The organism is Pseudomonas sp. LFS074, assembly GCF_047978165.1.
GTDB classification, from domain to species: Bacteria; Pseudomonadota; Gammaproteobacteria; order Pseudomonadales; family Pseudomonadaceae; genus Aquipseudomonas; species Aquipseudomonas putida_P.
On the sequence record NZ_JBFPFV010000001.1, the window covers coordinates 2,393,445 to 2,405,961 of the forward strand.

Here is a 12,517-nt window from a genome sequence, read left to right on the forward strand (position 1 = left end):
CTGCCTACTGGCGCGCGCCTGTAAGGTGGGGCGCGCCCGGTTCCATGCAGTGGCGGTGAGTCATGGCGTAGAATTCAGGTTTTACCCGAGCCTTGCCCCATCATGCTGCCCATCGCGCTGCTGCCAACCACCGCCGACCAGGCCCCGCTGATCCGCAACCTCTACCAGTACTATTCCTATGAGTCGTCCGACTGGGAGCAGGAAGATGTCGAGGTGGATGGCCGCTTCTACATCCACGACGAGCACCTGCAACGCTACTGGCAGGACGACGGCTGGGCCGCGTACCTGGTGCTGGCGGACGGTTTCATCGCCGGCTTCGTGCTGGTGGAGCGCAGCGAACTGCGAGGTATCGATGCACGGGAGCTGGCCGATCTGTTCATCCTGAAAAAGTACCGCCGTCAGGGCATTGGCCAAGCGGTGGCGTTGCAGTTGCTGGGCGGCGAGGGTGACTGGCTGCTGCGCTGCTACGCCCAGGACCCGCCCGCCGTGGCGTTCTGCAAGGCCGTGCTGGCGAACCTGTCGCGCCCGGCACAGGCAATCGCCCTGGACGATGAACCGGACTTGCTCAATTTCCTGGTGAGCGGTGCCCGCCACTGAAGGGTGAGAAAGCGACATTTTTGTGAGCCACTTCACAAAATCGTCATGAGCGGCATAATGCCATCAACGCTTTCCAAAACCCGGCCGCCGCAAGCCGGGGTCCCTTTCATGCGCTTCGAAGGTTCAGGTAAAGTTCATGTCGCTAGCTGCAAACCCCGACATCATGTACCGGCTGTTGATCCAGAGCGTGGTGGATTACGCCATCTACCTGCTCACCCCCGAGGGTATCGTCGCCAACTGGAACCCCGGTGCCCAGCGCGCCAAGGGCTACCATGCCGATGAAATCGTCGGCCAGCATTACTCGCTGTTCTACACCGATGCCGAGCGCGCAGCCGGGTTGCCAGCGCTTAACCTGGAGCAGGCGCGCAGCACGGGGCGTTTTGAAGAAATGGGTTCGCGCCTGCGTAAAGATGGCTCGGCCTTTCTTGCCCATGTGGTGATTGAAGCGGTGTACGACGATGCCGGGCAACTGGTGGGTTTCGCCAAGGTCACCCGCGATGTTTCCGAGCGTCATCGCCAGGAACAGGAGTTGTTGCAGGCCAAGGAGCTGGCCGAGCAATACAGCCAGGAAATGGCCAAGCTCTCGCAGTTTCTTGATTCGGTGATCGCCAACATCCCCGCCAGCGTCATTGTCCAGGACCTGGAAAGCCAGCGCATCTTGCTGGCCAACCAGCAGGCCGAGCGCCTGTTTGGCGGGCCAGGGCGCAGCATGATTGGCCAGTTGCCCGGCGAATGCTTGGCACCGGCCGCTGCCGATTATCTGGAACAGCAGCTGGCGCGCGGTGCCCGCAGCCCCAAGGGGCATGCCGCTGAAACGCGTGTCGATACCGCCCGTGGCCCACGCACCTTGCGCAGCCGCACCTTGCTCAGCCAGAACCGCGAGGGCCAGGCCGACTACGTGTTGTTCGTAGCCGAAGATGCCACCGAAGAGCTGGCCGCCCATGCGCAGATCCACCACATGGCGCACCACGACGCGCTCACCGGGTTACCCAATCGCACGCTGTTCAATGAGCGCCTTCGCCAGGCACTGGTGCGTGGTAGCGAAAACGCCAAGCTGACCGCCGCACTGTGCCTGGACTTGGACAACTTCAAGAACATCAACGACTCCCTCGGTCATGCCTTTGGCGACAAACTGCTGCGCGAGTTGGGCAAGCGCCTGCGCCGCGAGTTGCGTGAACACGACACCTTGGCCCGCTTGGGCGGTGACGAGTTTGCCGTGGTGCTGACGGGCCTGGAGGGGCGGGATGCCGCGTGCAACACCGCGCATCGCCTGATCAACGCCATCAGCCCGCCGTTCCAGATCGAAGGCCACCAGTTCAGCGTGGGGGTGAGCATCGGCATTGCCATCGCCCCGGATGACAACGACCAGGCCGAGCAGTTGCTGGGCTACGCCGACATGGCGTTGTACGAAGCCAAGCGCAATGGGCGAAACCGCTACGAGTGCTTCGACGTCGAATTGGACGTTGCCGCCCGCCAGCGCCGCCTGGTGGAAACCGACTTGCGCACCGCGTTGCACCTGGGCCAGTTGCAGTTGCATTACCAGCCGGTGGTCGACCAGCAGACCAGCAGCGTTACCGGTTATGAGGCGCTGCTGCGTTGGGAGCACCCGACTCGCGGCATGGTCATGCCCATGGACTTCATCCCCATTGCCGAAGAAACCGGACTGATCCATGAACTGGGCAACCGCGCACTCAACCTGGCCTGCCAGGAGGCCGCCAGTTGGGACAGTGAGCAGACGGTGTCGGTCAACCTGTCGGCGGTGCAGTTCAAGAACGCCAACCTGGTGCACACCGTGGCCTTGGCGCTGGCCGACTCGGGCCTGCCGGCGCAGCGACTGGAGCTGGAAATTACCGAGTCGGTATTGCTGGGCAACAGCGAGGAAAACGTGCGTACCCTGCGTGCGTTGAAAGACCTGGGTGTGTCCATTTCGCTGGACGACTTTGGCACCGGTTACTCATCGTTGGGTTACCTGCGTTCGTTCCCGTTCGACCGGATCAAGATCGACAAGTCGTTCGTGCATGACATGTGCGACAGCCGCGAAGCGATGTCGATCATCCGCGCCATTACCGACCTGTCCAACAGTTTGATGATCAAGACCACGGCCGAAGGTGTGGAGTCGGAGGAACAGATGCGCCGGCTGGCGGCGGAGGGCTGCTCGCACTTTCAGGGCTACCTGTACGGGCGGCCAGCGCCGGCGAGCGAGCGGTTGAAGCAGGTGGTAACCCTGAGCTAACCCGATGCGCGGTCGTGCAAGGGACCGCGCCAGCTTTCAAGGTTAACTGTTCCAGTCCGGCGCAAACGCCGGGCTCACCACGCGCTGATCTTTCGGCAGCCCGGCAATCGCCGCGCGGTCGTCTTCATCCAGCTGCACATTCAACGCTGCCAGGTTGGCCAGCTGGTTTTCCCGGCTGCTAGCCTTGGGGATCGCCGCCACGCCGTCCTGGTCCAGCAGCCATTTCAGCGCCACCTGGCTGGGCAGCACGCCATGCTTGCGGGCAATCGCCTGGATCACCGGCTGCGCGGCTGCCTGGCCACGTGCCAGCGGCGTATAGGCAGTGAGCAACAGGTCATGGCTGCGGGCGTAGTCGAGCAGCGGTTGCTGGCCGAGCAGCACGTGGTACTCCACCTGAATGGCCGACAATGGCGCACCCAGCGTTTCCACCACCTGGCGCAGCAGCCCCAGCGGGAAGTTGGCCACACCGATGTGGCGCGTCTTGCCCTCGTCACGCAGGGCTACCAGGGTGTCGATGCTGCGGGCCAGGTCCCAGTCCTTGCCGGGCCAGTGGATGTGAAACAGGTCAACCTGTTCGGTACCCAGCGCGCGCAGGCTGTCTTCCAGCGACTGGCGCATGGCTTTGGGCTCCAGGCGGTCCCACCAAACCTTGGTGGTCAGATGGATTTGCTCGCGTGGCACATCGCTGTCGCGCAGCGCCTGGCCAACGGCCGCTTCGTTTTCGTAGGCAGTGGCGGTGTCGATGTGCCGGTAACCCACGTCCAGTGCCTGGTGCACGGCCTGGGTGCATTCACTGCCGGTCATCGGCCAGGTGCCCAGGCCGATTGCAGGCAGGTCCAGGCCGTTACGGGTGGTGAGCCTTTGCATGTAAATTCCTTGTAGAGGGTGCAGGAGGTGGGTCGATGGTCGGTGATCAACAGCACACGGGCCATGCGTGCAAGGTGGAAAGTGGTCGATCAGCGAACAGAAATCGCACTCAGCCTGGACAAGCGGTAAATCAACTTCCTTATGCTGCGGCATCTCTTCTAGAATTCGAGCTGTTGCATCCGCCAGGCCAGGCCTGCGCGGCCTTCCCTGGGCGTGGCATGGCGCCGCGCCGTCATCGAGAGAGCCATGAGTTCCAGCACACCGCTGTCCGGCGTCAACCAACCCCTGCGCGGCATAGCCTTGGTGGTGGTGGCGACGTTCCTGTTCGCCAGCCACGATGCCTTGTCCAAATTCCTCGGCGGCCTGTACCCGATCGTCATGGTGGTGTGGGCGCGTTATGTGGTGCATACGCTGCTGATGGCCGGCATCTTCCTGCCCAAGTCTGGCCTGAACGTATTGCGCACCCGTCGGCCGCTACTGCAAACCTTGCGGGCCCTGAGCCTGTTGAGTACCAGCCTGCTGTTTACCACCGGCCTTCAGTATTTGCCGCTGGCCGAGGCGACGGCGGTCAACTTCCTTGCCCCGGTGCTGGTCACCGCGCTGTCGGCGCCGCTGCTCAAAGAGCGGGTGACGGTGGGGCAGTGGGTGGCGGTGGTACTGGGTTTCATTGGCGTACTGGTGGTGGTGCACCCGGGTGGGGCGATGTTTACCCCGGCCATTCTGTACCCGTTCGGTTCGGCGTTGGGTTTTTGCTTCTACCAATTGCTGACGCGCATCCTTGCCGCGCATGACAGCCCGACCACCAGCAACTTCTATGCAGGGCTGTGCAACACCTTGGCTATGAGTGCACTGGTGCCGTTCTTCTGGGAGGTGCCGCGTTGGGACCATGCCCTGCTGATGCTGGCACTGGGCGGCTTCGGCATGACCGCGCACCTGCTGCTGACCCAAGCCTTCCGCCATGCGGCGCCGGCGTTGCTGGCGCCGTTCAGCTATTGCCAGATCGTGTTTGCCGGGTTGCTTGGGTTTGTCGTCTATAGCCAGGTGCCGGATACCTTGAGCCTGGTGGGTATTTCGGTGATCTGCCTCAGTGGGTTGGGCGCGGCGTGGATGCAGCGGGGCAAGTAAGGCTGCTTCAGCTACCGGGCCATGAACTGCAGAATGCGCTCGCGTAGCCAGCGCTCGGCTGGGTCGTTGTCCTGGGCGCCGCTCCAGACCATCGACAGCTCGGCTTCGGTGATATCGAACGGCGCCGGGTCGGCGCGCAGGCTGCCGTCGTCGGCCAAGGCGCAGGCGGCATAGTCCGGGACCGTGGCGATCATCTCGGTGTTGCGCAGCAAGGCGCGCAGGCTACCGAATTGCGGTACCGCCAGCACCACCTTGCGGCAACGGCCAATGCGCGCAAGGTCCAGGTCTATGTTGCCGCTCATGTCGCCGGAAAACGACACCATCACATGCGGGCGGGCGCAGTACTCGTCGAGGGTCAACGGGCCGGGGCGGTCATCGGCGCGTAGCACCCGCACGCCGATGTCGCGCAGCTTGCGGCGCTTGGCCGTGGCCGGCAGGTCGGTGGTGTAGCTTACGCCTACCGAGATTTCGCCACTGGCCAGCAGGCCAGGCATCAGCAGGAAGTTGGCTCGCCGTACCACGACGCTGATGTCTGGGGCCTCTTCGCGCAGGGCTTGCAGCAGGGCCGGAAACAGGCCGAACTCGGCATCGTCCGACAGGCCCAGGCGGAACACGTTGCTGCTGTTGGTGGGGTCGAACTCACGGGCGCGGCTGATGGCGGCGGATATCACGTCCATGGCCGGGCCCAGCTCGGCGAAAATCTGCATGGCCCGTGGTGTGGGTTCCATGGCGCGGCCACTGCGGATCAGCAACGGGTCGTCGAACAGTTCGCGCAGGCGGGCGAGGGCGGCGCTGACAGTGGATTGAGTGATGAACAGCTTTTCGCCGACGCGGGTCAGGTTGCGCTCGATCATCAGGGCTTCGAACAGCACCAGCAGGTTCATGTCGACGCGGCGGAGGTCGTTGCGGTTCATTGGCTTCAGGTTCCGGGAATAGAGGGCTGGCGGTGAATTGAAGCATGCGGGAGGCCGGCTTGCATCGTACGAATGTGCCGGCCTCTTGGTGGGCTGGTCGCGCCGCTGTTCAGGCTCACCTGACAGAGCCAGCCTATCAAGCTCCAACAGCCACTCTATTAGAACTCTGCCCAAGCTCGGCTAGTCTTTCCCGTGGCCCCGCGACTTCCGCGACCGGGCGGCGTGACAGCACCTGTGTGCAACGCCGCGCCAACCCGTCGTGACAGCTTCGCAAGCCCCGTGTAGACCTGATGAGGGGTGGCACGAGCCCACATGCTCGGCTGAAAGAACACCTGGCATAGACCGGAAATCTGGATAACCGACCCAAAGGTACCCGCAGATGTCGAACGAATCGAAATGCCCGTTCCATCAAACCGCAGGTGGCGGCACCACCAACCGTGACTGGTGGCCTGACCAGCTCAACCTGAGAATTCTTCACCAGCATTCCTCGAAGTCCAGCCCCGACCCGGACTTCGACTATGCCAAGGCATTCAAGAGCCTCGACTTCCAGGCCCTGAAAAAAGACCTCACCGCCTTGATGACCGACTCGCAAGACTGGTGGCCCGCTGACTTCGGCCACTACGGCCCGCTGTTCATTCGCATGGCCTGGCACAGCGCCGGCACCTACCGCATTGGCGATGGCCGCGGTGGCGCGGGCTCTGGCCAGCAACGTTTCGCCCCGCTCAACAGCTGGCCCGACAACGTCAGCCTGGACAAGGCGCGGCGCTTGCTGTGGCCGATCAAGCAGAAGTACGGCAACAAGATTTCCTGGGCCGACTTGATCGTGCTCACCGGCAACGTTGCCCTGGAGTCCATGGGCTTCAAGACGTTTGGCTTCTCTGGCGGGCGCGCCGATGTGTGGGAGCCGGACGAAGATGTGTACTGGGGTTCGGAAAAGGTTTGGCTAGGCGGCGACACCCGCTACGGCAAGGATCAGCTCAAGGCGCAGGCGCCAGGCCAGGGTGACCTGGTGGCCGAGCCTGCCAAGCATGGCGAGGAACAGAACCGCGACCTGTCGGCCGAGCGGAACCTGGAGAACCCGCTGGCCGCCGTGCAGATGGGCCTGATCTACGTGAACCCGGAAGGCCCGGAAGGTAACCCCGACCCGGTAGCCTCGGGCAGGGACATCCGTGAAACCTTTGGCCGCATGGCCATGAACGATGAAGAAACCGTGGCGCTGATCGCCGGCGGCCACGCCTTCGGCAAAACCCATGGTGCCGGCCCCGCCGACAACGTGGGCCCCGAGCCCGAAGCGGCAGGCCTTGAGCTGCAAGGGCTGGGTTGGGCCAACAAGTTTGGCACTGGCAAGGGCGGCGATGCCATCACCAGTGGCTTGGAAGTGATCTGGACCTCCACCCCGACGAAGTGGAGCAACGAATACCTGAATAACCTGTTCAACTTTGAGTGGGAACTGACCAAGAGCCCGGCGGGCGCACACCAGTGGCGGCCGAAAGAGGGCAAAGGGGCGGGAACGGTGCCCGACGCGCACGATCCGGGCAAAAAGCATGCACCGTCGATGCTGACCTCCGACCTGGCGCTGCGCTTCGACCCGATCTACGAGCCGATCGCCCGCCGCTTCAAGGACAACCCTGACCAGTTGGCGGACGCCTTTGCCCGCGCCTGGTACAAGCTGATTCACCGCGACATGGGCCCGCTGGCACGCTACCTGGGCCCGGAAATGCCCAATGAAGAGCTGCTGTGGCAAGACCCGCTGCCCAAAGCCGACCCATCCACGATCGGCGAGCAAGACATCGCGGCCCTCAAAGCCAAGGTGCTGGCCTCGGGCTTGAGTGTGGGTGAGCTGGTCTCCACCGCCTGGGCCTCCGCGTCAACCTTCCGTGGCTCCGACAAACGTGGTGGTGCCAATGGCGCCCGCTTGCGCCTTGCGCCGCAGAAGGGCTGGGCTGCAAACCAGGGTGTGGACAAGGTGCTGGCGGCACTGGAGAAAATCCAAGGCGAGTTCAACAACGGCGGCAAGAAAATCTCCCTGGCCGACCTGATTGTACTGGCGGGTACCGCAGCGGTTGAAAAGGCCGCCAAGGATGCCGGTTACAGTGGCAGCGTGGGCTTCCGCCCAGGCCGGGTCGATGCGTCTGAGGCGCAGACCGACGTCGAGTCGTTCGCCGTGCTGGAACCGCTGGCCGATGGGTTCCGTAACTTCAGCAAGGCCCGCTACAGCGTCAAGGCCGAGAAGCTGCTGCTGGACAAGGCCCAGTTGCTGACCCTGACCGCGCCGGAACTCACCGTGCTGGTGGGTGGCCTGCGTGTGCTCGGCGCCAACCATGGCGGCAGCAAGCTCGGTGTGTTCACCGACAAGCCGGGCACCCTGAGCAACGACTTCTTCCGCAACCTGCTGGACATGAGCGTGGAGTGGAAGCCTACCTCGGCGGACAATGAAACCTTTGAAGGTCGTGACCGCAAGACAGGGCAGGTGAAGTGGAGCGGTAGCCGGGTCGATCTGGTGTTTGGTTCGCATGCCCAGTTGCGGGCGTTGAGCGAGGTGTATGGCAGTAGTGATGGTGCTGACAAGTTCGTGCGGGACTTTGTCGCGGCTTGGCAGAAGGTCATGGAGCTGGATCGTTTTGACCTGAAATAGTGTTATTTGAAGCGGGGGCGCTTTGCGCCCCTTTCGCGGCGCAAGGCCGCTCCTGCAGGTACTGCGCAATCCAGAAGGTTGTGCGGTACCCGTGGGAGCGGCCTTGTGCCGTGAAGGGGCTGCAAAGCAGCCCCCAGGGCCAGTGGCGATCCCGCCAATTCCAGGTCGGATAGATACAAAAACGTCCTCGTCGGTTCTGTTGCAATGCTTCTCAGGCGGCCGGCCTGAACAGCGTGCTCACAACGACAAGGAACCCCGACCATGCAAATGCCCAAGACCCTGAAAATCCGTAATGGCGACAAGGTGCAGCCAACCTTCTCCGCCCAGGAATATGCGGCCCGCCACGCCCGGCTGCGGGCCTACATGGCCGAGCAGGACATCGAGGCGGCAATTTTCACCTCGTACCACAACGTCAACTACTACAGCGATTTTCTCTACTGCTCGTTCGGTCGCCCCTATGCGCTGGTGATCACCCAGCACAAGGTGGTTTCGATCAGCGCCAACATCGATGGCGGGCAGCCCTGGCGGCGTACGGTCGGCACCGACAACATCGTCTACACCGACTGGCAGCGCGACAACTACTTCGTCGCCATCCAGCAAGCACTGCCGCTGGCCTCGCGTATCGGCGTGGAGCATGATCACCTCAACCTGCAGAACCACGGCAAACTCGCTGCCTGCTACCCCAAAGCCGAGCTGGTGGACATCGGTGCGCCGTGCATGCGCATGCGCATGATCAAGTCGGCCGAGGAGCAGGCGCTTATCCGCCATGGTGCACAGGTGGCCGATATCGGTGGGGCGGCGGTGGTCGAGGCCCTGCGTGAGCACGTGCCCGAGTACGAGGTGGCGCTGCATGCCACCCAGGCGATGGTGCGGGAAATTGCCAAACGCTTCCCGGAGGCCGAGCTGATGGACACCTGGACCTGGTTCCAGTCCGGGCTCAACACCGATGGCGCGCATAACCCGGTGACCAGCCGCCGGGTGGGCAAGGGCGAGATCCTCAGCCTCAATTGCTTCCCGATGATCGCCGGCTATTACACCGCGCTGGAGCGCACGCTGTTCCTCGACCACTGCCCGGACGAGTACCTACGCCTGTGGCAGGCCAACGTCGAAGTGCACGAAGCCGGGCTGAAACTGGTGCGCCCTGGCATGCGCTGCAGCGATATCGCTCGGGAACTGAACGAGATCTTCCTGCGCCACGACCTGCTGCAGTACCGCACCTTCGGCTACGGCCACTCGTTCGGCACCTTGAGCCACTACTATGGCCGCGAAGCGGGGCTGGAGCTGCGCGAGGACATCGACACGGTGCTGGAACCAGGCATGGTGGTGTCGATCGAGCCGATGATCATGCTGCCCGAAGGGCGGCCGGGGGCGGGGGGCTATCGCGAGCATGACATCCTGATCGTCAACGACAATGGCGCCGAGAACATCACCAAGTTCCCATATGGGCCGGAGCACAACATCATTCGCAAATAACGAAAGGTGGCGCCTTCTTCGCGGGCCTTCCCGTGAAGAAGGCCAGCCCCAGACAACAAAAAACACTGTATGACCACAAGACCCTGCCTCCAATTAAAAGAACCAGAGGGTACCCCGTCATGTCCAGCACCACCCTGAATCCCTCCACCTTCGAAGGCCCTGCGCACAACACCGAACGCCAGGCCTTGCGCAAGGCCGCACGGGCCAGCTTCATGGGCAATTTCGTCGAGTGGTTCGACTACGCTGCCTACGGCTATCTGGCCACCATCATCGCCGCCACGTTCTTCCCGCAGACCGACAAGACCACCGGCCTGCTGGCGACCTTTGCGGTATTTGCCCTGTCGTTCCTGGTACGCCCGCTGGGCGGCATTGTCTGGGGGCATTTCGGTGACCGCCATGGCCGGCGCAATGCGTTGTCGTGGTCGATCCTGATCATGTCGGTGTCCACCTTCTGCATCGGCCTGTTGCCCGGTTATGCGCAAATCGGCCTGTGGGCGCCGGGCTTGTTGCTGTTGATACGCCTGGTGCAGGGCTTTTCCGCCTCGGGCGAGTACGCCGGTGCTGCGGCGTTCCTGGCGGAATACGCGCCACCTGGCCGGCGGGGCTTGTACACCAGCATCGTGCCGGCCAGCACGGCGGCGGGGCTGCTGTTCGGGGCGGCGTTCGTCGCGGTGCTGCACGAGCTGCTCAGCAATGAGGCTCTGCACGAGTGGGGCTGGCGCTTGCCGTTTCTGTTGGCCGCGCCGTTCGGCCTGGTGGGGCGCTACATCCGCATGAGCCTGCAAGACACGCCCAAGTTCCTGGAGATGGAGCAGCGCCTGGAGCACAAGGCCGGCATGGCCCCGACACCGCTGCGCGAACTGCTGGGCCAGCACCGGCGCAGCCTGGCCATCGGTATTGGTGTCACCTGCCTGAACGCGGTGGCGTTCTACCTGCTGCTCAGCTACATGCCGACCTACCTGTCCAGTGAAATGGGCATGAGCGAGCGGGATTCGTTCATCGCTTCGACGGTGTCGCTGGCCACGTACATCGGCTTGATTTTCCTGATGGGGCGGCTGTCCGACCAGTTTGGTCGCAAGACCATGCTGGTGGTGGCTTCGCTGTTGTTTCTGGGGTTGACCGTGCCGTTGTTCCGCCTGCTCGACGGGCAGCCGTTGCTGGTGATTCTGACGATCCAGATTGTTTTCGGGGCGATGTTGGCAATGAATGACGGGACCTTGCCGTGCCTGCTGGCGGAAATCTTCCCCACCCGTGTGCGTTTCAGTGGCTTTGCCCTGAGTTTCAATGTGGCCAATGCGCTGTTTGGCGGGACAGCGCCGTTCATTGCCACCTGGTTGATACAGGTGACCGGCAGCAAGCTGGCACCGGCGGGGTATTTGCTGGCGGCAGCGTTGGTTGCTCTGGTGGCCATGCTGATGTGCCGGGAGACGGCCCACACGGCCCTGGAGGATTGACCAACCTGCACCGGCCTCTTCGCGGGCACGCCTGCAAAGAGGCCGGTAAAGCCATTGCAAATGCTGAATCAATGCAACGAAGCTTGCCGCCGCTCCCCCAACGGCGACAAACCAAAGAACCGGCTGTAACTCTTGGAAAAATGCGCCGGCGAGCTGAACCCGCAGGCCAGCGCCACCTCGCGCACCTGCACGTCACTGCGCAGCAGCAACTCCCGTGCCCGAGACAGCCGCAGCTCCAGGTAATACTGGCTGGGCGTGCGTTGCAGGTACTTGTGGAACAGCCGCTCCAGCTGACGCACGGTTACCTCGTTGAGGCTGGCCAACTCCTCCAGCCCCAACGGTTCCTCCAGGTTGGCCTCCATGATCGCCACCACCTGGCTCAGCTTGGGCTGAGCGCTACCCAGCAGGGTGCGCAGCGGTACCCGCTGGCGCTCACGCTCCCCGCGCACGCGGTCGCACAGCAACAGCTCAGCGGCCTTGGCCGCGATGTCCTGGCCACCGGGTTCGCGGGCAACCAGTTGCAGCATCATGTCCATGGCCGCCACGCCGCCCGAGCAGGTATAACGGTCGCGGTCCAATTCGAACAGCTGGCTGGAGATCACGATACCGGGGAAGTGGGCCTGCAACGTCGGCAGGTCTTCCCAGTGGATAGTGCAGCGGTAACCCTTGAGCAATTCGGCCTTGGCCAACAGGTAGCTGCCGGTGCAGATGCCGCCCAGTGGCAAGCGTTGGCGGGCCAGTTGGCGCAACCAGTCGATCAGCGGGCGGTTGCCACGGCTGCGGTCGATCGGGTTGGCGCCGACCACCAGCAGGGCATCCAGTGCGGGGGCATTGGCGATGCTGTAGTCGGGCAATACGCGCATGCCGTTACTGGCCACTACCGGCATATCGTCTGCCGCGATCAGCACGCTGCGAAACAGCGGCTTGCGCGCGGCCAAGTTGGCCATGCGCAAGGTTTCTACCGCCGACGCCAGGCCGATGGTGGTGAAATTGGGCAAAATCAGAAAGCCGAAGGTCTTTACGGAACAACTCTTTACAATAGACGGCGGGAGGTTTGCAGAAGCGGGGTGGACCATTGCGCTGTTCCTGTGCAAGCTGAGGCATTGTTCGTCAGGGGCAGTGAGAAATACAGCCTCGCGTGGTTCTTGTTGTTATGGGTCGTTGCCGGGTTGATCTTACACCCCGTGCGCAGCGGCCAGGAATGGCTCCGCCAACTGGC

At 63.2% G+C, this 12,517-nt stretch carries 9 protein-coding genes; 6 read left to right on the forward strand and 3 right to left on the reverse strand.

What is annotated here, in order from left to right; all coding sequences use genetic code 11:
- Positions 1 to 102 precede the first annotated feature (102 nt).
- Together ACNQP3_RS11085 and ACNQP3_RS11090 are read left to right on the forward strand one after the other, a co-directional pair.
- On the forward strand, positions 103 to 597 hold the full coding sequence (locus tag ACNQP3_RS11085) for a GNAT family N-acetyltransferase (protein ID WP_012271875.1): 495 nt from the start codon (positions 103 to 105) through the stop codon (positions 595 to 597).
- Between the two features lie 136 nt (positions 598 to 733).
- On the forward strand, positions 734 to 2,830 hold the full coding sequence (locus ACNQP3_RS11090) for a putative bifunctional diguanylate cyclase/phosphodiesterase (RefSeq protein ID WP_012271876.1): 2,097 nt from the start codon (positions 734 to 736) through the stop codon (positions 2,828 to 2,830).
- Between the two features lie 42 nt (positions 2,831 to 2,872).
- Here ACNQP3_RS11090 and ACNQP3_RS11095 read toward each other — a convergent pair whose 3' ends face one another.
- Positions 2,873 to 3,697, reverse strand: a complete 825-nt coding sequence (locus ACNQP3_RS11095) for an aldo/keto reductase (protein ID WP_012271877.1) — start codon at positions 3,695 to 3,697, stop codon at positions 2,873 to 2,875.
- Positions 3,698 to 3,943: 246 nt separating this feature from the next.
- Here ACNQP3_RS11095 and ACNQP3_RS11100 point away from each other — a divergent pair, with 246 nt between their 5' ends.
- The gene (locus ACNQP3_RS11100) at positions 3,944 to 4,822 is read left to right on the forward strand and encodes a DMT family transporter (RefSeq protein WP_012271878.1); all 879 of its coding nucleotides are present in this window, start codon (positions 3,944 to 3,946) and stop codon (positions 4,820 to 4,822) included.
- Between the two features lie 11 nt (positions 4,823 to 4,833).
- On the opposite strand, the gene ACNQP3_RS11105 is transcribed toward ACNQP3_RS11100, so the two are convergent.
- Positions 4,834 to 5,736: a LysR family transcriptional regulator gene (locus tag ACNQP3_RS11105; RefSeq protein ID WP_012271879.1), complete on the reverse strand. Its 903-nt coding sequence runs from the start codon at positions 5,734 to 5,736 to the stop codon at positions 4,834 to 4,836.
- Positions 5,737 to 6,115: 379 nt separating this feature from the next.
- Between ACNQP3_RS11105 and katG the strand changes: the two genes are divergently transcribed.
- The 3 genes from katG (at position 6,116) to ACNQP3_RS11120 (ending at position 11,298) form a co-directional block, all read left to right on the forward strand.
- Complete coding sequence (gene katG / locus ACNQP3_RS11110; RefSeq protein WP_069943409.1) at positions 6,116 to 8,371, forward strand: catalase/peroxidase HPI; 2,256 nt, start codon at positions 6,116 to 6,118, stop codon at positions 8,369 to 8,371.
- Positions 8,372 to 8,632: 261 nt separating this feature from the next.
- Positions 8,633 to 9,844 carry a M24 family metallopeptidase gene (locus ACNQP3_RS11115; protein WP_012271881.1) on the forward strand — a complete coding sequence of 404 codons (1,212 nt, stop codon included), beginning with the start codon at positions 8,633 to 8,635 and terminating at the stop codon, positions 9,842 to 9,844.
- A gap of 119 nt (positions 9,845 to 9,963) precedes the next feature.
- The gene (locus ACNQP3_RS11120) at positions 9,964 to 11,298 is read left to right on the forward strand and encodes an MFS transporter (protein WP_012271882.1); all 1,335 of its coding nucleotides are present in this window, start codon (positions 9,964 to 9,966) and stop codon (positions 11,296 to 11,298) included.
- A 68-nt stretch (positions 11,299 to 11,366) separates the two neighbouring features.
- Here ACNQP3_RS11120 and ACNQP3_RS11125 read toward each other — a convergent pair whose 3' ends face one another.
- Positions 11,367 to 12,374 (reverse strand): GlxA family transcriptional regulator, encoded by a 1,008-nt coding sequence (locus ACNQP3_RS11125; protein WP_060493313.1) that lies wholly within the window; start codon positions 12,372 to 12,374, stop codon positions 11,367 to 11,369.
- Between the last annotated feature and the right edge of the window lie 143 nt (positions 12,375 to 12,517).